The organism is Autumnicola aciditolerans (genome assembly GCF_041679265.1).
In the GTDB taxonomy this organism is placed as follows: domain Bacteria; phylum Bacteroidota; class Bacteroidia; order Flavobacteriales; family Flavobacteriaceae; genus Autumnicola.
In genome coordinates, this window is record NZ_JBGFSM010000008.1 from 12819 (window position 1) to 34785 (window position 21967).

The 21967-nt window shown below is 41.5% G+C and carries 12 protein-coding genes; 7 read left to right on the forward strand and 5 right to left on the reverse strand.

Annotated elements, in window-relative coordinates:
- Positions 1-17: 17 nt before the first annotated feature.
- From AB8M93_RS10025 to AB8M93_RS10035, 3 genes are all read left to right on the forward strand, one after another.
- A complete protein-coding gene (locus AB8M93_RS10025) occupies positions 18-350 on the forward strand; it encodes a ribonuclease Z (RefSeq protein ID WP_373057445.1) in 333 nt (110 codons plus the stop codon).
- Positions 351-383: 33 nt separating this feature from the next.
- Positions 384-1292: a ribonuclease Z gene (locus tag AB8M93_RS10030; RefSeq protein ID WP_373057446.1), complete on the forward strand. Its 909-nt coding sequence runs from the start codon at positions 384-386 to the stop codon at positions 1290-1292.
- Between the two features lie 180 nt (positions 1293-1472).
- Positions 1473-1979 carry a CAP domain-containing protein gene (locus tag AB8M93_RS10035; protein ID WP_373057447.1) on the forward strand — a complete coding sequence of 169 codons (507 nt, stop codon included), beginning with the start codon at positions 1473-1475 and terminating at the stop codon, positions 1977-1979.
- A 415-nt stretch (positions 1980-2394) separates the two neighbouring features.
- On the opposite strand, the gene AB8M93_RS10040 is transcribed toward AB8M93_RS10035, so the two are convergent.
- Genes AB8M93_RS10040 through AB8M93_RS10050 form a run of 3 tightly spaced genes read right to left on the reverse strand, consistent with a single transcriptional unit; the run spans position 2395 to position 14513 of the window.
- Positions 2395-4272, reverse strand: coding sequence for an OmpA family protein (locus tag AB8M93_RS10040; protein ID WP_373057448.1), 1878 nt, complete (start codon positions 4270-4272; stop codon positions 2395-2397).
- 14 nt (positions 4273-4286) lie between these two features.
- Positions 4287-5183, reverse strand: coding sequence for a PorP/SprF family type IX secretion system membrane protein (locus tag AB8M93_RS10045; RefSeq protein WP_373057449.1), 897 nt, complete (start codon positions 5181-5183; stop codon positions 4287-4289).
- A 12-nt stretch (positions 5184-5195) separates the two neighbouring features.
- Positions 5196-14513, reverse strand: coding sequence for an HYR domain-containing protein (locus AB8M93_RS10050; protein ID WP_373057450.1), 9318 nt, complete (start codon positions 14511-14513; stop codon positions 5196-5198).
- A gap of 629 nt (positions 14514-15142) precedes the next feature.
- Here AB8M93_RS10050 and pdxH point away from each other — a divergent pair.
- From pdxH to AB8M93_RS10070, 4 genes are read left to right on the forward strand one after another with little or no spacing between them, the layout of a single operon-like run.
- Positions 15143-15787, forward strand: a complete 645-nt coding sequence (gene pdxH, locus AB8M93_RS10055; protein ID WP_373057451.1) for a pyridoxamine 5'-phosphate oxidase — start codon at positions 15143-15145, stop codon at positions 15785-15787.
- Positions 15788-15790: 3 nt separating this feature from the next.
- Positions 15791-16276 (forward strand): SixA phosphatase family protein, encoded by a 486-nt coding sequence (locus AB8M93_RS10060; protein ID WP_373057452.1) that lies wholly within the window; start codon positions 15791-15793, stop codon positions 16274-16276.
- A gap of 5 nt (positions 16277-16281) precedes the next feature.
- A complete protein-coding gene (gene ppk1 / locus AB8M93_RS10065; protein ID WP_373057453.1) occupies positions 16282-18381 on the forward strand; it encodes a polyphosphate kinase 1 in 2100 nt (699 codons plus the stop codon).
- Entirely contained in the window at positions 18378-19283 is a 906-nt protein-coding gene (locus AB8M93_RS10070; protein ID WP_373057454.1) for a Ppx/GppA phosphatase family protein, read from the forward strand. The genes ppk1 and AB8M93_RS10070 overlap by 4 nt, the downstream gene beginning before the upstream one ends.
- 192 nt (positions 19284-19475) lie before the next feature.
- Here the strand turns inward: AB8M93_RS10070 and AB8M93_RS10075 are convergent, their stop codons facing one another.
- Together AB8M93_RS10075 and AB8M93_RS10080 are read right to left on the reverse strand one after the other, a co-directional pair.
- The gene (locus AB8M93_RS10075; RefSeq protein ID WP_373057455.1) at positions 19476-20060 is read right to left on the reverse strand and encodes a MiaE family protein; all 585 of its coding nucleotides are present in this window, start codon (positions 20058-20060) and stop codon (positions 19476-19478) included.
- A 2-nt stretch (positions 20061-20062) separates the two neighbouring features.
- Positions 20063-21895 carry a DNA polymerase III subunit gamma/tau gene (locus AB8M93_RS10080; protein ID WP_373057456.1) on the reverse strand — a complete coding sequence of 611 codons (1833 nt, stop codon included), beginning with the start codon at positions 21893-21895 and terminating at the stop codon, positions 20063-20065.
- Positions 21896-21967: the final 72 nt, after the last annotated feature.

The window sequence follows — 21967 nt, forward strand, 5'->3', positions numbered from 1 at the left end:
GTAGAAAAAGAAAAATTATGAAAACTACAGATAAGTCCAATTATGTGCTTATAGAAAATAATATTGGCTCTCTTACCGAATTTGCTTCTGTACTTACCAAAAAGCATGAAAGTTTTGAGGATAAAAATATTATTGTAGACCTCAAGAAATATGAACAACTGGAAATAGAAGACCTGCTTGGTTTCCTGGAATTATCCAATATTCACCGGGAGCATAAGAAATCTTTTGTTATTGTAAATAGTGCACTACATGCCGATAAAATTCCCGATGAACTTATTATTGCCCCCACCCTGCAGGAAGCAGAAGATATTATACAAATGGAAGAGATAGAGCGGGATCTCGGATTTTAAAATTTTTAACCAGCAGCTAAACGTTCTCTATTCATGAAGCTTACCATTTTGGGCTGTTACGCAGCCACCCCAAGATCCTTTACAAATCCTACTTCCCAGGTCCTGGAAATAAAAAACCACCTTTTTCTTATTGATTGTGCTGAAGGCACCCAGGTGGAACTCAGGAGAAACAAGATTAAATTCTCAAAAATCCAACATATTTTTATCTCTCATCTTCACGGTGACCATTGCTTTGGTCTTGTGGGGCTTATTTCCACTTTCCGGCTGCTTAACAGGGAAGCAGACCTTCATATTTATGGGCCAAAAGGAATAAAGGAAATTATAACACTGCAATTAAAATTATCTAATTCCTGGACCAATTATGCCCTCTATTTCCATGAACTGGAAAGTAAATCACCTCAAATGATCTATGAAGATGACAGGATAACTGTGGAAACTATTCCGCTCAACCATCGTATTTATACTAATGGTTTTCTTTTTAAAGAAAAACCCGGGGATCGCAAGCTGCTTATAGATAAAGCAGTAAAATATAAAATAGATGTAAGCCTTTATAAAAGCTTAAAAAAGGGCAAAGATGTAACATCTGAAACTGGGGAATTAATTTCAAACAAATTAGTCACCGCAGCGCCGCCAGCTCCTAAAAGCTATGCATATTGCAGTGATACGATGTACAGTCCGGATATTATTCCCCAAATTAAAAATACCAACGTCCTTTACCATGAAGCTACTTTTCTTGAAGACAAAATAGAACTGGCCGCACCTACCAAACATTCTACAGCAAAGCAGGCTGCGAGCATTGCAAAAAAAGCAGGAGTGGGAAAACTGCTGTTAGGACATTATTCCACCAGGTATGCCAACATTAACCTATTTAAGGAGGAGGCTGTTGAAATTTTTCCTGATACAGAACTTTCTGACGATGGAAAGGTTTTTGTCTTTGAATAACCCAATTCTACCAATAATTGCCTCTATTCTACCATAGAGAGCTCCTTCTAATTTCGTAATGTAGGATTAAGACTACAATTAAAGTTAAATTTATTCATAAATCGATGAACAACATCTTTACACGATGTCTTTTGTCGATTTTTTACGTACTTTAACGGTCCCAATCTTAATAACCTACTTATGTTAAAAGGCAGTACACGTCTTTTGATGCTGATTTTATGTACTATTTCTATAGTATCCTGCAGCAAAGAAAGCATTGATGAGGAAGTGAAAGTTTACGATCAGGTAGCCGAAACAAAATCTTCCTATACTTATACTGAAATTGAACTGGAAATATTGGACCGCGTAAATATTTATAGGGATGAGTTGAGCCTTCCTCAACTTAAAACCATCGCAGCTGCTTCTGTTCAGGCTGAAGATCATACCAATTATATGATTGCAAAAGGAGAGATAAGCCATGACAATTTCCCCGCCAGGTATAGCGAATTAGTGCAGGAAGCAGGTGCAATTGAAGTTAGCGAAAATGTGGCTTATGGTTATAGCACCGCAGATGCTGTGGTAAAAGCCTGGATAAAGAGCGAAGGACACCGAAAAAATATTGTAGGAAACCACACTCATTTTGGAATCTCCGTGAAAGAGGATAGTGAAGGAAAGCTATATTTTACAAATATCTTTCTTACAAAATAAACTAGATTTTCATTTTTAATTGAGAGAGGTTGTCTGGAAAGGCAGCCTTTTTCTCTTTAATAGTTATTGGAATAATTTATTGGTACTATTCTTATTATTTCAACTGCTGAAAGTCGGGTAACCCTTCCGTCTGCATCAGCCAAGGCTGATACAGAAACCTTCCTTTAAAAGGGGAGGAGCTAATGGATTTTATTTTTTTGCCTGCTCAATGATGTATTTATATCTCATATTGGGATAGGAATAAAAGCTAGCTTTTATACGGATGAAAAATTTCTATAATAAGGAAATACAAAAATTACCGGCTTAAGCCTGGCTACATTACTCTTTCTGATTTATCTTCTAATATATTTCAGTAAATAAAAAAGGCCCGGAATTGCTTCCGGACCCCAATCAAGATAGATTGATTAGTTAACTTTTAATCTCCCATACGAACCACTTCAAAAAGGGCCCTGCGGTTTAGCTGGTGCTGCTCGCGGGTACAACGGTCGCATTCTATTGCAGGTTGATTCTCCCCGTATCCCTCATAAGATTCTATGCGGTCTTTACTTATGCCATGGGCAATTAGATAATCGTAGGTGGATTTGGCACGTCTTTCTGCCAATACATCATTATAAGCGTTGGTTCCTCTTTTATCGGTATGGGCACCTATGGCAATTACCATTTCAGGATATTCTTCAGTCATAAGCTTTACCAGTTTATCCAGTTCCCTTGCTGCATCTGGCCTGATGTTGTACTTGTCAAAATCAAAGTAGATGGTATCAATTTCAGCTAAATATTCGGGATCTTTTACCGGCTGTAGCTGGATATTATATACAAGGGTATCTTTTTCATCTGTATTATGAGTATTTACAATGCCTGTAAAAGTCTGGTACTTTATTTCCTTGGCTTCTATAGGAAATTGAGCATCGCGCGCTACTGGGGCGCTAAAGTTTCCATCTTCGTCTGTTTCAAGAAAGGCAAGCTGGATATTTTCATTGTCCATTACTCTTACCGTGGCGCCGGCAATAGGCTTATCATTTACAGCATCTGTTACAGTTCCTTTTAAAATAAGCGGGTTCAGCTGATTAAAACTGTAAATATTATCACTCTTTCCCTCCCGGTTTGAAGAGATATAACCTTTGTTGGAATCAGCGATTTTAAAGAAAGCAAAATCATCGAGATTGCTGTTCACAGGTTCTCCAAGATTTTCCGGTTCGGAATTTTCTTTTTTAAGGTCTATCTTGAAGATGTCCATCAAGCCTAAACCGCCGTGGCCGGTAGAGGAGAAGTAGAGCGTACTGTCTTTATCCACAAAAGCAAAAGCTTCTTCCCGCGGGGTATTAATTTTCTCTCCCAGGTTTTGTGGAGTTCCATAAGTGCCATCTGCATTAATACTTACTTTATACAGATCGCTTCCTCCAATTCCTCCCGGCATGTCTGAAGTAAAATAAAGGGTTTTTCCATCTGCAGACAAGGCTGGATGACCTACCGAATAAGAATTGTCATTAAAAGGCAATTCTTCAACATCAGTCCACTCGTTGCCTTCTAAAGAAGCTTTATAAATCTTTAGATTATTGGTAGCTTTTTTATCCCGCTTGCCTTCTTTATTTCCCATGTAGTTATTTCTGTTGAAATAAACTGTTTTGCCGTCCGGGGAAATTACCAGTGGCCCGTCATGCAGCTTCGTGTTTATTTCTCCTGAAATTGGGGAAATTACCATGGTAACCGTATCCAGCTGATAAACATCCAGGAAAGGTTCGCCGTTCCAGGAATAAATCCGGTCTTTTTCTGCTACACCCTCTGCTCTTGCCGAAACAAAGTACACAGTCCCATCTTTTTCAAAAGCGCCAAAATCACTCATTTCGGAATTGAAATCTGCTTTTCTGATCTTATAAGTTGTTTTTGGTTCATATTCATCTTTCTCCAGGGTTTCTTCGGCACTAACCGAATTTGCCCCCGTTTCAATGTATTTTTTTAACCACTCCCGGGATTCCTGGTATCTTTTTGTTCCTCTCAAGGCCTGGGCATATTTATAATAATATTCCGAAGAAATGCCGCTGCTGTCTATCACATCGCCGTAATAATAAACAGCATTTTCAGGGCTCCTTAGTTTCATATAGGCGTCTCCAAGCTTCAGGCTGTTTTCCTTGAAGTTATAATTGTTGGCGATAAGTTCTTTAAAAAGATTAGTGGCTTCAAGATAAGCCAGGTTATTAAAAAGTTTATCGGCTCTTTTCTGTTTTCCGTACTGGGCGTGACCCGAAAAAGAACAGATTAATAGCAGCAGTATGAGATAGTGGTATTTTTTCATCATAAACCTTGTTTATATTAGAAAAATCTAGGTGATTTATATCGTGTGTTACGGAACCTGAATTCGTAGATCAGAAGAAATTCGTGCGACCCCGAAGTGTACGGCTGAATATCAGAAATTGAATATTCATAGGCGTAACCTGCCCTGAAACCATTAAAAATCTCTACGTCCAGAAATGCGCCAATAGCATCGTCTATTCTATAATTGGCACCAAGGTAAAACTTTTCGTTAAAGATTGCAGTAGCCGATAGATCTACGGAAAGGGGGGCGCCTTTAGTCATTTTAGCCAGTGCTGTAGGCCTGAATTTCATATTATCACTGATGTCAAAAACGTAACCTCCGGTAAGATAATAATGAACCTGTTCCAGCGCTCGGAATTCCTCCAGCTGGTTATTATCTTTAGTGATAAGTTTTGGAGCTGAAAGGCCAACGTACCAGTCCTGGGCAGATAAATAAAAACCTACACCAAAATTAGGAGTCCAACGGTTAAAGTTATCGCGGAAAAATGGATCTTCTCCTCCTGTGGGGTCATCCAGGCCGTAGTAATAAGCTCCCGCCTTTAAACCCATTCTAAGAGAAACCGCCTGGCTCAGGTCTACCCTATAGGAAAAATCCCCATAGACATAGGTGGTATTTTCGTCTCCAATTTTATCATTGAGTACAGAGAGTCCTAAGCCTATTTTGTCATTTTCCAGGGGCGAATTAATAGATAAGGTTTGGGTAACAGGAGCACCTTCCACACCAGCCCATTGGTTCCGGTTTAACAGGGCTATAGAAAATCCGTCCCTGCTCCCTGCATAGGCAGGGTTAATGGAAATGGTATTATACATATACTGCGTGAATTGCGGGAGTTGCTGCGAAAAAGTAGGTAAAGCAGCAAGCAAGACTAATATCGTTAGATAAACTTTTTTCATGGTTTCCCTTTTTTATTTTGTTCCTAAATAAATGTAACCTTGAATGGGTTCAAATCCGCTATTCCTTATTTCGAGGATATAGAAATATGTTCCCGCGGGTAGTTGATTGGAGCTGGTAAAAGAATTTGTTGCAGAACCGTCCCAGTTGTTCTGGTAATCCTGTGCTTCGAATACTTTGGCACCCCAGCGGTTAAAAATTTTCACGTCGTAAACAAAGCCACATTCATTGGCAAAATCAATAGAGAAGGTATCATTGATCTGATCACCGTTAGGAGTTACCGCCTTGGTAATACTGTTTCTGATATCTCCAATGCTACAGGGAAGTACCACACAATCATCGTTTATAGAAACCGTAACTTCTGTAATAGAAGAGCAGGCGCCTTCAGTTTGATATTCAAATCTATATGAACCTACTTCCAGTTGTGCGGGATCAATAATTCCCTGATCCAGGGCACCGGTATTTTCAGTATCAATCCAGATTCCTGAAGCATCGTAATCTCCCAACAGCAATTCGAATAAGTCGAACATAGAATCTTCGACGCAAAGATCTACCGTGGTGGTTTCAATTACGGCAACAACGGGTTCTGTGATAGCTACTGTGGCTGCTTCGGAAATTTGCCCGAATTCATCTTTGGCTGTTACATTATAAGTTCCGGGCGCCACTTCATTAAAAGTCCCGCTATTCTGATAATTTTCACCATCAATACTATAGGAAAGTCCTTCCACAACATCAACAAGAATAGTTCCTGTAGGTTCTGCACAGGTAGCTTCAATAGTGCTAACAACCGGTGCTTCCGGCGCAGGAGGGGTGGTATCCGGCTGTTCTTCAACAATCACTGTAAAGCTGCATTCCACGGTATTTCCGGCAGCATCAGTAGCAGTATAGGTGATGGTTGTTGTACCCACCGGGAACTGCGATCCTGAAGCAGGGCCGGCAGTTTGTTCCACAGTCACTTCACAGTTATCAGTCGCGGTGGCATCTTCAAAGTCAACCACAGCAAAGGATTCTCCTTCTTCGGTAGTGACTGTAATATCCTCCTGACAAACAACTACCGGTGCCTCGTTGTCTTCCACCGTCACGGTGAAAGTGGTAGAGGCAGTATTTCCATTAATATCGGTAGCGGTGTAAGTTACGGTAGTGGTTCCTGTTGGGAATTCTGAACCGGAAGCAAGGCCTTCGGTAAGTTCTATACTGTCGATTCCGCAGTTATCGGTAGCCGATGGGGTTTCATAAGAAACCACAGCCCCACAGGTATTTTCATCTGTAGAAACTACAATATTATCCATGTCTTCAATTACCGGCGCCTGGTCATCGGTGATGGTGACGGTAAAGCTGCAGTTTGCAGTGTTTCCGGCTGCATCGGTCACGGTAAAGCTAACGGTAGTCACTCCTACAGGGAATACTTCCCCGGAAGCAGGACCAGCAGTTTGTTCTACGGAAACGCTTCCTGCATTGTCCGTAGCCTCTGGCATTTCAAAAACTACCACAGCCCCACAAGTTTCGGCATCTGCATTTTCAGCAATATCAGAAGGGCAAGTCAATGTTGGTGCTTCTTCGTCTTCCACAATCACTGTAAAGCTGCATTCCGCAGTATTTCCGGCAGCATCAGTTGCGGTATAGGTGATGGTAGTCGTACCCACCGGGAACTGCGAACCTGAATCAGGGCCGGCAGTTTGTTCCAAAGTTATTTCACAGTTATCAGTCGCGGTGGCATCTACAAAATCAACCACAGCGTAGGATTCTCCTTCTTCGGTAGTGACTGAAATATCCTCCTGACAAACAATTACCGGTGCTTCGTTGTCTTCCACAGTTACCCTGAACGTAGTGGTGGCAGTATTTCCATTATTATCGGTAGCGGTGTAGGTTACGGTAGTGGTTCCTGTTGGGAATTCTGAACCGGAAGCAAGGCCTTCGGTAAGTTCTATGCTTTCAATTCCGCAATTATCGGTAGCGGTTGGAGTTTCGTAAGAAACCACAGCGCCACAAATGTTTTCATCAGTGGAAACTTCAATATTTTCCATTTCTTCAATTACCGGCGCCTGGTCATCGGTGATGGTGACGGTAAAGCTGCACACGGCAGTGTTTCCGGCTTCATCGGTCACGGTGAATGTTATAGTAGTCACTCCCACAGGAAAAACTTCTCCTGAAGCAGGACCAGCAGTTTGTTCTACGGAAACGCTTCCTGCATTGTCTGTAGCCTCTGGCATTTCAAATTCCACCACAGCCCCACAAATATCCGCATCTGCATTTTGAGCAATATCAGAAGGGCAAGTCAATGTTGGTGCTTCTTCGTCTTCCACAGTTACGGTAAAGCTGCATTCCGCAGTATTTCCGGCAGCATCAGTTGCGGTATAAGTAATGGTAGTCGTACCAACCGGGAACTGCGATCCTGAAGCAGGGCCAGCGGTTTGTTCCACAGTCACTTCACAGTTATCAGTCGCGGTGGCATCTACAAAATCGACCACAGCATAGGATTCTCCTTCTTCGGTAGTCACTGTAATATCCTCCTTACAAACAATTACCGGTGCCTCGTTGTCTTCCACAGTTACCGTGAACGTAGTGGTGGCAGTATTTCCATTATTATCGGTAGCGGTGTAGGTTACGGTGGTGGTTCCTGTTGGGAATTCTGAACCGGAAGCAAGGCCTTCGGTAAGTTCAATGCTTTTAATTCCACAATTATCGGAAGCTGATGGAGTTTCGTAAGAAACCACAGCGCCACAGGTATTTTCATCTGTTGAAGCTACAATATTTTCCATTTCTTCAATTACCGGCGCCTGGTCATCGGTGATGGTGACGGTAAAGCTGCACACGGCAGTGTTTCCGGCTTCATCGGTTACCGTAAATGTTACGGTGGTTACTCCCACAGGAAATACTTCCCCTGAAGCAGGACCAGCAGTTTGTTCTACGGAAACGCTTCCTGCATTTTCTGTAGCCTCAGGCGTTTCAAAAACTACCACAGCCCCACAAGTATCGGCATCTGCATTTTCAGCAATATCAGAAGGGCAAGTCAATGTTGGTGCTTCTTCGTCTTCCACAGTTACGGTAAAGCTGCATTCCACGGTATTTCCGGCAGCATCAGTTGCGGTATAAGTGATGATTGTTGTACCAACCGGGAACTGCGAACCTGAATCAGGGCCGGCAGTTTGTTCCACAGTCACTTCACAGTTATCAGTCGCGGTGGCATCTACAAAATCCACCACAGCATAAGATTCTCCTTCTTCTGTAGTCACTGTAATATCCTCCTTACAAACAATTACCGGCGCCTCGTTGTCTTCCACAGTCACGGTGAAAGTGGTAGAGGCAGTATTTCCATTATTATCGGTAGCGGTGTAGGTTACGGTGGTGGTTCCTGTTGGGAATTCTGAACCGGAAGCAAGGCCTTCGGTAAGTTCTATGCTTTCAATTCCACAATTATCGGTAGCGGTTGGAGTTTTGTAAGAAACCACAGCGCCACAGGTATTTTCATCATTATTAACAACAATGTTACCTGGTTGTGCTACTACCGGATTCTCATTATCCGTTACAATTATAACCTGTTCACAGGTAGTGAAGTTACCGGAAGCATCTGTAATAGTCCAGGTTACAATAGTTTCACCAGTTTCCAACACTTCGGGAGCATCATTGCTAAATACAAGTTCTGCACTGGATGTACAATTATCAGTAGCAGTTGGCTGGCCCAAATCAAGATCGGAAGCTCCGCAAATTCCTTTATCTGTTACCACCTCCAACATATCTAACGCGCATGCTATGATTGCAGGAGGAGTGGTGTCATCTTCAGAAGGGATAGCAATTTCAAGTGTTTGCTGACAATTACCATTACTTACTGTTAGCTGGTAGTTTCCTGAAGGCAGATTGTCAAAAATACCATTGCTTTGTGCAAATTCTTTCTCAGAATTAGCCAAAGTATAGGTCAATCCATTCTCCATTATAATTTCCAGGCTTCCGTTGTTTTGACCACAAAGTGTACTGCTAATGGAAATAACCTCAGGCGCGGCAGGAGTTTCTGGTTGGGCTTCGATGATTACGGAAGTTGCTTCAGAAACACAGCCTGCTTCATTTTTTGCAGTTACGGAATAGGTTCCTGCTGCAAGTCCGCTAAAATTGGCAGCGGATTGGAAGTTATTTCCATCGATACTATAAGTAAAACCTTCAACAGTATTTAAGCTGAAAGAACCGGTAGCCACATCACAGGTTGGCTGATTGATTTCAGCAACTACAGGTGCGGCAGGAGTTTGTGGTTGACTTTCAATTGTTACCGAAGTTGCTTCAGAAACACAACCTTCTTCATTTTTCGCAATTACGGAATAGGTTCCTGCTGCAAGTCCGCTAAACGTTGCACTACTTTGGAAATTATTTCCGTCGATGCTATAGGTAAATCCTTCAGCTGTGTTTACAGCGAATGATCCGGTTGCAACAGCACAAGTTGGCTGAACAGTTTCAGCAACCACAGGCGCAGCAGGAGTTTCGGGTTGTGCTTCTATAGTAACCGAAGTAGCTTCAGAAATACATCCATCTTCATTTTTTGCAGTTACGGAATATGCTCCGGCAGTAAGTCCACTGAAAGTTCCGTTTGTTTGGAAGTTATTTCCATCAATACTATAAGTAAAACCTTCTGTAGAAGTTAGACTGAAAGATCCGGTTGCCACGGCACAGGTTGGCTGAACAATTTCAGCAACCACAGGCGCGGCAGGAGTTTCCGGTTGTGCTTCAATAGTAACTGAAGTCGCTTCAGAAACACAACCTTCTTCATTTTTGGCAATTATGGAATAGGTTCCTGCAGCAAGTCCGCTAAAAGTAGCAGCGGATTGGAAATTGTTACCGTCGATGCTGTAAGTAAAACCTTCAACAGTATTTAAGCTGAAAGAACCGGCTGCTTCGGCACAGGTTGGCTGGAAAATTTCAGCAACAACAGGCGCGGCAGGAGTTTCGGGTTGGGCTTCAATTACGACTGAAGTTGCTTCAGAAACACATCCTTCTTGATTTTTGGCAATTATGGAATAGGTTCCTGCAGCAAGTCCGCTAAAAGTAGCAGCAGATTGAAAATTGTTACCGTCGATGCTGTACGTAAATCCTTCCTTAGTATTTACAGTAAACGAACCGGTTGCTAAGGCGCAGGTAGGCTGTACAATTTCAGCAACCACAGGCGCGGCAGGAGTTTCCGGCTGGGCTTCAATTATTACTGAAGTTGCTTCAGAAACACAACCGGCTTCATTTTTAGCAATTACAGAATAAGTTCCTGCTGTAAGTCCGCTGAACGTTGCACTGCTTTGGAAATTATTTCCGTCGATGCTGTAGGTAAATCCTTCAGTTGTATTTAAAGTAAAAGAACCGGTTGCCACAGTACAGGTTGGCTGAATGATTTCAGCAACCACAGGAGCGGCAGGAGTTTCTGGTTGGGCTTCAATTATTACTGAAGTTGCTTCAGAAACACATCCATCTTCATTTTTAGCAATTACGGAATAAGTTCCTGCGGCAAGTCCGCTAAAAATTGCGTCTGACTTGAAATTATCTCCATCGATGCTATAGGTAAATCCTTCAGCTGTGTTTACAGCGAATGATCCGGTTGCAACAGCACAAGTTGGCTGAACAATTTCAGTAACTACAGGTGCAACAGGCGTTTCCGGTTGGGCTTCAATTATTACTGAAGTTGCTTCGGAAAGACAACCTTCTTCGTTTTTTGCAATTATTGAATAAGTTCCTGCAGCAAGTCCGCTGAAAGTAGCAGTTGACTGAAAATTATTTCCGTCGATGCTATAGGTAAAACCTTCAACAGTATTTAAGCTGAAAGAACCGGTTGCTACGGAACAGGTTGGCTGAGTGATTTGAGCAACAACAGGCGCGGCAGGAGTTTCTGGTTGGGCTTCAATTATTACTGAAGTTGCTTCGGAAACACAACCTTCCTTATTTTTTGCAAATATTGAATAATTTCCTGCGGCAAGTCCGCTAAAAGTAGCAGCGGATTGGAAGTTACTTCCGTCTATGCTATAGGTAAAACCTTCAACAGTATTTAAGCTGAAAGAACCGGCTGCTTCGGCACAGGTTGGCTGGAAAATTTCAGCAACCACAGGTGCGGCAGGAGTGTTCGGTTGCGCTTCGATGATTACGGAAGTTGCTTCAGAAATACAACCTTCTTCATTTTTTGCAATTACAGAATAGGTTCCTGCGGCCAGTCCGCTAAACGTTGCACTACTTTGGAAATTATTTCCGTCGATGCTGTAGGTAAATCCTTCAGTTGTATTTAAAGTAAAAGAACCGGTTGCCACAGTACAGGTTGGCTGAATGATTTCAGCAACCACAGGAGCGGCAGGAGTTTCTGGTTGGGCTTCAATTATTACTGAAGTTGCTTCGGAAACACATCCTTCTTCATTTTTTGCAATAACAGCATAAGTTCCGGCAGGCAGTCCGCTAAAAATAGGAGCAGATTGGAAGTTATTTCCGTCGATGCTATATGTAAATCCTTCAGCTGTGTTTACAGTAAACGAACCGGTTGCTAAGGCGCAGGTAGGCTGTACAATTTCAGCAACCATAGGCGCGGCAGGAGTTTCCGGCTGAGCTTCGATGGTTATCGAAGTTGCTTCAGAAACACAGCCTGCTTCATTTTTTGCAGTTACGGAATAGGTTCCGGCAGGCAGTCCGCTAAAAGTAGCGTCTGATTGGAAGTTATTTCCGTCGATGCTGTAGGTGAAACCTTCAAGAGAATTAACGGTGAATGATCCGGTTGCTACGGCACAGGTTGGCTGAACAATTTCAGCAACTACAGGAGCGGCAGGAGTTTCTGGTTGGGCTTCAATTATTACTGAAGTTGCTTCAGAAATACATCCTTCTTCATTTTTTGCAATAACAGAATAAGTTCCGGCAGGCAGTCCGCTAAAAATAGGAGCAGATTGGAAGTTATTTTCGTCGATGCTATATGTAAATCCTTCAGCTGTGTTTACAGTAAACGAACCGGTTGCTAAGGCGCAGGTAGGCTGTACAATTTCAGCAACCATAGGCGCGGCAGGAGTTTCCGGCTGAGCTTCGATGGTTATCGAAGTTGCTTCAGAAACACAGCCTGCTTCATTTTTTGCAGTTACGGAATAGGTTCCGGCAGGCAGTCCGCTAAAAGTAGCGTCTGATTGGAAGTTATTTCCGTCGATGCTGTAGGTGAAACCTTCAAGAGAATTAACGGTGAATGATCCGGTTGCTACGGCACAGGTTGGCTGTACAATTTCAGCAACCACAGGCGCGGCAGGAGTTTCTGGTTGGGCTTCAATTATTACTGAAGTTGCTTCAGAAACACATCCTTGTTCATTTTTGGCAATTACGGAATAAGTTCCTGCGGGCAGTCCGCTAAACGTTGCACTACTTTGGAAATTATTTCCGTCGATGCTATAAGTAAATCCTTCAGCATTTACAGTAAACGAACCGGTTGCTAAGGCACAGGTTGGCTGGGAAATTTCAGCAATAACAGGCGCGGCAGGAGTTTCCGGTTGGGCTTCAATTACTACCGAAGTTGCTTCAGAAACACAACCTGCTTCATTTTTTGCAGTTACGGAATAAGTTCCTGCGGGCAGTCCGCTAAACGTTGCACTACTTTGGAAATTATTTTCGTCGATGCTGTAGGTATAACCTTCTGTAGAAGTTAGGCTGAAAGAACCGGTTGCTACGGCACAGGTTGGCTGAACAATTTCAGCAATAACAGGCGCAGCAGGAGTGTCCGGTTGGGCTTCAATTATGACTGAAGTTGCTTCAGAAGTACAATTATCAAGATTTTTAGTGATTACCTGATAAGTGCCTGTAGCAAGATCTGTAAAAGTTCCACTCAGCTGGAAATTAATACCATCAATGCTATAGGAATAATCTGGTATGGTTTCAACAGTAAAGGCCCCAGTAGCAATTTTACAGGTAGGCTGTACAATTTCAGCAACCACAGGCGCGGCAGGAGCCTCTGGTGGATTGCCTATATTTACTGTGGTTGCGGGAGAAATACATCCATTACTATTTTTTGCAGTTACCGTATAAGTGGTATTTGGCGCCAGGTCTTCAAAAAGGGTGCTTTCAGAATAATTTGTACCATCTATACTATAGGTAAGGCCGCTTATTTTGTTAATCGTAAAAGAACCCGTGGGCTGAAAACAGGTAGGCTGGCTAATAAAGTTTACAAATGGCGCTTTTGGACTTGCCTTAAGAATCAAAGTTACCGGGGTACGTATTAAACTGGAGCACCCTTCTTCAACTTTAGCCGCGTAATAAGTTACATGTCCAATGGTGTTTAGAACAGGATGATCCACAACGGCCCCTTTGCCAGGATTTTCAGGATCGTATTGGGAGTCATACCAGATGACGTTCGAATTATTTAGCAAAACCTTGCTGGCATCTAATTGCTGTAAAGGCTGGATAGCACATTCTATAATTTCATTAGCAGAAACTTCTGGTGCCCTGGGAGGAGCATTTACGGTGACATCAAAACTACAAGATTCCTCCAGATGAGGCTCGCATCCATAGCAGGTGGCAGTATAGGTAACTTTAGTGGTTCCCACGGGAAAAAAATCCCCCGGATTATGCGTTTTTACTACTGCAAAATTCGCTTCTGCAGCACAAGATGATCCGAATAATCCGGCGTCCAGGGTAATTAGTTCAATATAATTTTTATTATTTACACCTGTACCACTAAATTCAAACCTAATCCTGAAGCTTACATAATCGTGATAGCTTCCAGAGCCATCAAAATTTGCCGGATCGATGGAAAAATTGTATTTAGTTAATTTGTTATTTCCGTGAACATCAAAATCATCCAGAACTTCCGATTTTCTGCCTTCAGGATCTATAAGATAAACTTCAACATTAAAGTTCTGGCCATTTTGGGCCACAATATCCATATTTCCATCAATAGTTTCATTTACATAAAAAGAAGGAGAGGTAACTACGGCAGTTCCACTGGAATTTCCATCAGAATTCCAGAGGCGTAAGGTTCCATTGTTGTTACCTACTCTTTGTACCTTATAAAAGCTCCAGCAGTCTTCCTGAGACTCAGGGAGATCAAAAGAGATCTGGTACATGTATCCCGTTTCATCTCCGCAATCCAGGTTATAATCTGGTTCATCCCAAAAAATATAATTTCCTAATACCTCATTAATAGTAATATTTCCACAGGGCTCATAAATATCTTGCGGGCAGTCTCTTTCAATTATCTCACAATTCACATTGTCTTGCTGCGAGAAAGCTTTAGGAGCGCCAACTAGAAAAAGCACAGCCAAAAGCGGGGCAAACATATCTTTAGTTTTACGGCTGTTCCTTGCAGGCGCAGAAAAAAGGATGTTAAAAAATGAGAGCGTAGTTTTCCAAATCATACTTCCAATGTTTAGAATTATATGTAAATGCCTGGCCGAGAAGGAAACTATATTCCATTTCGGGAAACCATTCTGTTTTTAGAATTGTTAATTGCTAAAGAAGATCCTGTAGGGCCGGATCAATTCTCAAAGTGGGGTAAGAGATATTTTATCACTCGTCATTTATTTATGGTAAAATTTGGGGGATTTCACCTATAGGTTCCTACAATGGAATCTATTATAAATGTTCAACGCTGTAAAATTACCAGAATAAAAACCTAAAAAAAGTTTTTGAAAGAATTTTAGATGTAGTGTGTATTATAATCGTTCAACAACAAATATTAAGGACTTCAATCAGTAAAATACGGAGTTATGTAAAGCAAAGCGTGAATTTTGAAGGAAACATCTAAGAACTTATAGTTTATATATAAAAGATAGGACCTCCTGAGTCGCAAGAAACAAGGAATAAGTAGCATGAAACTACTAACGCTTAAATATAAAAAGCATAAATAATCGCTGAAATTCACCATTCATACTATTTTAAATTATTTTATAAGAAAATTCTTATGCAAATTTGAGCTGAAAATTTTTAAGTTCTGTCTTACATTTTAACTTCCCTCCAAAACTCGTAAATTGCAGGAAACAGGCTTATGGAAAAAAATCTTCAGAATTATAGAAAGTCATATGAAAAGGGAGAGCTTCTGGAAACAGATGTTCCGGATGAACCTTCCATTTTATTCGAAAACTGGTTTAATGCTGCTGAAGAACATCCTACGGTGGATGAGGTGAATGCAATGACCATTTCTACCATCGAACTTGACGGTTTTCCAAAAAATCGTGTGGTGCTTTTAAAGCAGTTTGATGAGAATGGCTTTGTGTTTTACACCAATTACCACTCTGATAAAGGCAGGGCTATAGAAAGAAATCCTAAGGTATGTCTTTCATTTTTCTGGCCTGCTATGGAGCGGCAGATCATTATAAAAGGTATGGCCGCAAAAATTTCTGAAGAAGAATCCACAGCTTATTTTCATTCCAGGCCGCGTGGAAGTCAGTTAGGGGCTTTAGCTTCAAACCAAAGTGAGCATATAGCTTCCCGTAGAGTTCTTGAAGAAAAACTGCACGAAGTGGAGCAGCAATTTGAAGGGCAGGAAATCCCCAAGCCAGAACAATGGGGGGGGTACCTTGTGGTTCCTCATAGCTATGAATTCTGGCAGGGCAGAAAAAACAGGCTCCATGACCGTATGCGTTATTCTAGTTATAATAACAGCTGGAAAGTTGAACGTTTGGCACCATAAATTATGAAAAGATTAATTTTAGTAAGGCATGGTAAGTCTTCCTGGAAAGGAGATTTGCCAGATCACCGGCGGCCGCTTAAAAAAAGAGGTCACCGGGACGGCGAGTCCGTTTCAAAAACTTTTAAGGAATTTTACACTGCGCCGGCCCGGATGTGGAGTAGCCCTGCGGTGCGTGCCCTGGAAACGGCAAAAATCTTTAAGAAAAAACTTGAAGTGCACGATGAGGATTTCGAAATTGTAAAAGATCTTTATACCTTTAATGAAGATGAGCTTTTAAGAGTGATCAGGTCCTGTCCAGACCAGGTAGAAAAACTAATGGTCTTTGGCCATAACCCAGCTATGACAAACCTGGTTAATTCCCTTGGAGATAAAGCTTTAGATAACCTGCCTACCACCGGGTTATGTGTTATAGATTTTGAAGACGGGAGTTGGAAAGAGATAAAGCAAGGGAGAACATTAATTACCTTATTACCTAAAAATTTGCGCTAAAGTATATGAATAAAAAATATATCAACAGGGAACTTAGCTGGCTTCAGTTTAACTCGAGAGTTCTTCAGGAGGCAGAAGATGAAACCGTTCCGCTGATTGAAAGACTTCGTTTTCTGGGGATTTTTTCCAACAATCTTGATGAATTTTTCAAAGTAAGGTATGCAACCGTTAAACGTATTGATCTTGCAGGTAAAACCGGTAAAAGTGAACTTGGAGGGATTAAAGCAAGTAAACTGCTGGAAAAAATTACCGAAATCGTCATACGGCAGCAGTCAGAAAGTTTAAAGATCCTGGATGATATCCAAACGCAGCTAAGAGATCATAATATCAATATTATTAAAGAAGATGAGGTTTCTGAATCCCAGCAGGATTATATCCGCAATTTCTTCCTTTCTAAAGTTAGTCCCGCGCTCGTAACCATTATTCTGAATGATCTTGATGAACTTCCAAGTTTGAAAGACAGTGCGGCTTATCTTGCTGTAAAAATGGTGATGAAAGATGAAGTGCCCAAACAAGGTATTACCCAAATAATTGACCGGCCGGTTAAAGAAAAAAAATACGTTCTTATTGAAATCCCCCGCAGTATTGAACGCTTTGTGGTATTGCCCGAAGAAAACGGAAGGCAGTACATTATGTTGCTTGATGATTTAATTCGTTATAACCTGCATCGTATTTTCAACATTTTTGAATATGAGAGTATTACCGCGCACATGATCAAAATCACCAGGGATGCAGAGTTGGATATAGACAGTGACCTTAGTAAAAGCTTTATTGATAAAATCTCCAGCAGCGTTAAAGACCGTATAAAAGGTGACCCTGTACGTTTTGTATATGATATGAATATTGAGGAAGATACCCTTTCTTATTTAATGAATAAGATGGGGATAGATTCTACAGACAGTATTATTCCAGGTGGCAGATATCATAATCGCAGAGATTATATGGGTTTTCCAAGTATGGGCTCTAAAGATCTCTATTATGAGGTAAATGAGCCTTTGCCAATTCCGGGGCTTATTTTACAGGCCAGTCTTTTGTCCGGCATTGCTAAAAAAGATTTCCTGCTTTACACTCCATACCAGAGCTTTGCCTATACTGTAAAATTTCTTCGGGAAGCAGCGCTGGATCCCAAAGTTAAGACCATAAAAATTACCATTTACCGGCTCGCAAAGATCTCCCATATTGCCAGTTCCCTTATTAATGCTGTAAAAAATGGGAAAAAGGTGACTGTACAAATTGAGCTCAGAGCAAGGTTTGATGAAGTTGCCAATATCCGGTATGCAGAACAGATGCAGCAGGAGGGCGTTAACCTTATTTTTGGTGTTCCCGGCTTAAAAGTACATTGCAAAACCTGCGTAATAGAGCGGGAAGAAAATGGAAAGCTAAGAAGGTATGGGTTTATAAGTACAGGTAATTTTAACGAATCTACCTCTCGGGTTTATACAGATTATACCCTTTTTACGGCCAATTCTGAAATTTTAAAAGAAGTAGATAAAGTTTTCGATTTCTTTGAAACCAACTATAAAGTAAGCAAATACAAACATTTGCTGGTTTCACCGCATTACACCCGAATGGCTTTAATGAATCTTATTCAGAAGGAAATAGATGCTGCCAAAAAAGGAATTCCTGCTGAAATTAAACTGAAGCTCAACAGCCTTTCCGATTATAAGATGATTGATAAGCTCTATATGGCCAGCCAGGCGGGAGTTAAGATAAAGTTGATTGTACGGGGCATTTGCTGCCTTATTCCGGGAATAAAAGGCATGAGTGAAAATATTGAAGCCATAAGCGTGGTAGATAAATTTTTGGAACATCCGCGGGTTTATATTTTTGAAAATGCCGGAGATCCAAAGATCTATATTTCTTCTGCCGACTGGATGACGCGGAATATGGACCAGCGGGTAGAAATTTCCTGTCCCATTTATCAGGAAGATATCAAGCAGGAAATTCTGGAAACTTTTGAGATTAGCTGGAAAGACAATGTTAAAGCCAGGATTTTTAATGCAGAACAGGAGAATATTTACAGAAAACATGAAGAGCCTGCTTTGCGCTCCCAGTTTGCGCTTTACGATTATTATTTGAAAAAAAATGAAACTACTACAGAGTGATTACACAAAAAAAATACGCAGCAATAGATATAGGGTCTAACGCCGTGAGGCTTTTGATCTCAACAGTTACAGAAAAAGCAGGGAAAGAAACCAGTTTTAGAAAGACTTCCCTGGTACGCGTACCTATTAGGCTCGGTGCCGATGTATTTCTTCATCAAAAGATTTCAGAAAACAATATTGCGAGGATGCTGGACACCATGAAGGCTTTTGACCTGCTTATGAAGTCTCACGGGGTAGAAAGATATAAAGCCTGCGCCACTTCTGCTATGCGGGAGGCTGAAAATGGGGAAGAGGTGACCCGCAGCATCAGGGAAAAAACCGGGGTGGAGATTGAAATTATAGATGGAAGCCATGAAGCCGCAATTATAGCTGCAACAGATTTACATGCGCTAATCCAGAATGACTGCAATTATCTCTATGTTGATGTAGGAGGTGGAAGTACCGAATACACGCTTTACAGCAATGGCAAAACCATCGCTTCAAAATCTTTTAAGGTTGGTACCGTACGGCTTTTAAACGATCTGGTTGAAAATAAAACCTGGAAAGAAATGGAAGCCTGGGTTAGGGATACTACCAAAGATTATAAAGAAATTGATCTCATAGGTTCCGGTGGAAACATTAATAACATTTTCAAGACCAGCGGTAAAAAAGAAGGAAAACCGCTGAGTCTGGCTTATCTTAAAAAATATGATGAACTGCTGAATTCTTATACTTATGAGGAGCGAATTACCGAACTGGACCTTAAAAATGACCGCGCCGATGTAATTATTCCAGCCTCAAAAATTTACCTGCGTTCCATGAAATGGGCCAAAGCACATAATATACATGTTCCTAAAATTGGCCTTTCAGACGGGATTATTAAGTCACTCTATAATGAAGCAAACCAAAATGTTACTGCTTAACGAATAGGTCCTTCAAGCTTTTGGTAAACTTGTAGTTCTGCAATAATGATGGTTTATGCAAGTTTTATAAAGCCTTGAAAGTTTGCAAATTTAGAAATAGCGCTGAAGTTAGATAACACGTTACAGAGATAATTTAGAAATCGAAAAATAGAGGGTAAAGGATATTTTTTCCTCTAGGTCAATGGCAAAAATTTATCCGTGTATGCTCTCCTTTTTTCCCAGTTCCTTCATTACTTTGGCTTCAAATTCCAGTAAATCCTGCCATTTTTTATCTACCTCTTCCCGGTTTTCACCATATTTCCTTGCAAATTTGAGGAACATAGTATAATGGTTAGCTTCACTCACCATCAGGCTGCGGTAGAATTCTGCCAGTTCTTTGTCTTCCATTTTTTCTGAAAGCAACCTGAACCGTTCACAGCTTCTTGCTTCAATAAGTCCCGCAATTAATAGCCGGTGTACAAGCTGAGTGGGACGGCTGCCGCCTTTTGGGAAAAAATTGCGCAACTGCAATACATATTCATCTTTGCGGTCATAGCCCATAGTGTATCCCCGCTCCAGGATTTTATCGTGCACCATCTTGAAATGGCCCATTTCTTCACGGGCAAGTGCCGTCATAGCAGTGACCAGTTCATCATATTCAGGATAAGTAACGATTAGCGAAATAGCTGTAGAGGCAGCTTTTTGCTCACAATACGCGTGGTCAATAAGGATTTCATCAATGTTTTTTTTGGCAATATCAGCCCATCTTGGATCTGTGGGTAATTTTAGTCCTAACATAGCTATACGTCTAAATCAAAGGTGGTTCTTAATTTTTCAATCAGCGGATTTTTCTCCTTCAGCTTATTATATTTTTCCATAGGAGTAAAGGCAAACTTTTTAGCGCTGCTTTCATTCACCTCAATACTAAGTGAAATTTGGGAATTATGAAGCTTGTTTTTCAGAAAACTCATCAGTTTGTTCTGCGCCCTTTCCAAATCCAGCTTCATGGTTTCGTTGGGCAGCTCCATCCTTATTTCCCTGCCATTTAGTTTTGGCAAATCGGTTTCCAGAATAGAGGCGAGAATCTTTTCACCATTTTTCTTTAACCTTTGCACATATTCGTTCCAGGCAAGGTGCAGCTGATTTTCAGTGAAATCGGTCGTCATTTCCTTTTCCTTCGGAACATTTTCCTGCTGTTGCGCTTGGATTTCTTTTTTCTTCCGGATGCTTTTCAGCGATAATCCGGAGACCCTTTCCTTTTTTACTGAAGTATCAATCACCGGTTCTTTGGCAGGTGCTTCCGCGGCAACAGCAGCCGGGGTAGCAGGAGTTTGCTTTTTTTCTTCCGCAGGGCTTTTTTCTGAATAATACTCAGGGTTTTGCTTTACCGGTTCGCAATCCCCATCTGGCGTTTTATTTTTTTCTGAAGGAAGTTGCGCTTCTTTTGGCGCTACCGAATCACTGGAAGCATATTCGTTATTTTGAATAAGCTTTTTCTCTTCCGCAGAAATGGGAGAAGGGGAGTTTTCAAAATGTTTAGGCGGAATTATACTTCGCTCAGGCTTTTTTTTTTCTCCATCAAAAGTGATAGAGGCAAGCTGCATAAGACATAATTCTACCAGAAGCCGCTGGTTGCGGCTACTTTTATATTTCAGGTCACAATCATTAGTGAGTTCAATTCCTTCCAGTAAAAACTGGTGGGAAGCTTTTTGCGATTGCTGGAAGTACTTTGCTTTTGTTTGTTCCCCAACTTCCAGAAGGGAAATTGTTTTTTGATCTTTGCAAACCAGCAAATCTCTGAAATGGGATGCAAGGCCGGCAACAAAATGGTGTCCGTCGAACCCGCTGGAAAGTATATCATTATAGGTAACCAGCAATTCCGGGATATTATTTTCCAGGACGAGATCTGTTACCTTCATATAGGTGTCATAATCCAGCACGTTCAGATTTTCGGTCACTGCCTGGCGGGTAAGTTCATTTCCGCTAAAACTCACTACCCGGTCATAAATAGAAAGGGCATCACGCATGGCCCCATCGGCTTTTTGGGCGATGATTTGCAGTGCGTCTTCATCGGCATTAACTCCTTCCTGTTCAGCGATATAGGCAAGGTAATTCTTTGCATCGGTTACCGTAATCCGTTTAAAATCAAATATCTGGCAACGGGAAAGAATTGTGGGGATTATCTTATGCTTTTCAGTAGTCGCAAGGATGAAAATAGCATGTTTTGGCGGTTCTTCCAGCGTTTTCAGGAAAGCGTTAAAAGCCGAGGCAGAGAGCATGTGCACCTCGTCTATAATATAAACCTTATAATGCCCAACCTGCGGCGGGATGCGCACCTGGTCTATAAGATTTCGAATATCGTCCACCGAGTTATTGGAAGCCGCATCCAGTTCAAAAATATTAAACGCGAAATCCTCATCTGGCGAGTGATGTTCATCCTGATTGATCATTTTTGCCAGAATACGGGCGCAGGTGGTTTTTCCAACCCCACGCGGACCGGTAAACAGCAATGCCTGCGCAAGATGATTGTGCTTTATAGCATTGGCCAGGGTGTTGGTAATAGCCTGCTGGCCCACAACATCCTTAAAGGTTTGCGGCCGGTATTTTCTGGCTGATACTACAAAATGCTCCATCAAAATCTATTGAAGCACAAATATAAAAATCACAAGCCTAAAGTTGAAGTTTGTGGTAGTTATTTTTAAACA

Bases quoted from the DNA above. Each gene is read 5' to 3' on its own strand.
- ppk1 (WP_373057453.1), top strand. From the start codon at position 16,282: ATGAATAAAAAATATATCAACAGGGAACTTAGCTGGCTTCAGTTTAAC.
- AB8M93_RS10075 (WP_373057455.1), bottom strand. From the start codon at position 20,060: ATGTTAGGACTAAAATTACCCACAGATCCAAGATGGGCTGATATTGCC.
- AB8M93_RS10060 (WP_373057452.1), top strand. From the start codon at position 15,791: ATGAAAAGATTAATTTTAGTAAGGCATGGTAAGTCTTCCTGGAAAGGA.
- AB8M93_RS10035 (WP_373057447.1), top strand. From the start codon at position 1,473: ATGTTAAAAGGCAGTACACGTCTTTTGATGCTGATTTTATGTACTATT.
- AB8M93_RS10040 (WP_373057448.1), bottom strand. From the start codon at position 4,272: ATGATGAAAAAATACCACTATCTCATACTGCTGCTATTAATCTGTTCT.
- AB8M93_RS10080 (WP_373057456.1), bottom strand. From the start codon at position 21,895: ATGGAGCATTTTGTAGTATCAGCCAGAAAATACCGGCCGCAAACCTTT.
- AB8M93_RS10025 (WP_373057445.1), top strand. From the start codon at position 18: ATGAAAACTACAGATAAGTCCAATTATGTGCTTATAGAAAATAATATT.
- AB8M93_RS10045 (WP_373057449.1), bottom strand. From the start codon at position 5,183: ATGAAAAAAGTTTATCTAACGATATTAGTCTTGCTTGCTGCTTTACCT.
- AB8M93_RS10030 (WP_373057446.1), top strand. From the start codon at position 384: ATGAAGCTTACCATTTTGGGCTGTTACGCAGCCACCCCAAGATCCTTT.
- pdxH (WP_373057451.1), top strand. From the start codon at position 15,143: ATGGAAAAAAATCTTCAGAATTATAGAAAGTCATATGAAAAGGGAGAG.
- AB8M93_RS10050 (WP_373057450.1), bottom strand. From the start codon at position 14,513: ATGATTTGGAAAACTACGCTCTCATTTTTTAACATCCTTTTTTCTGCG.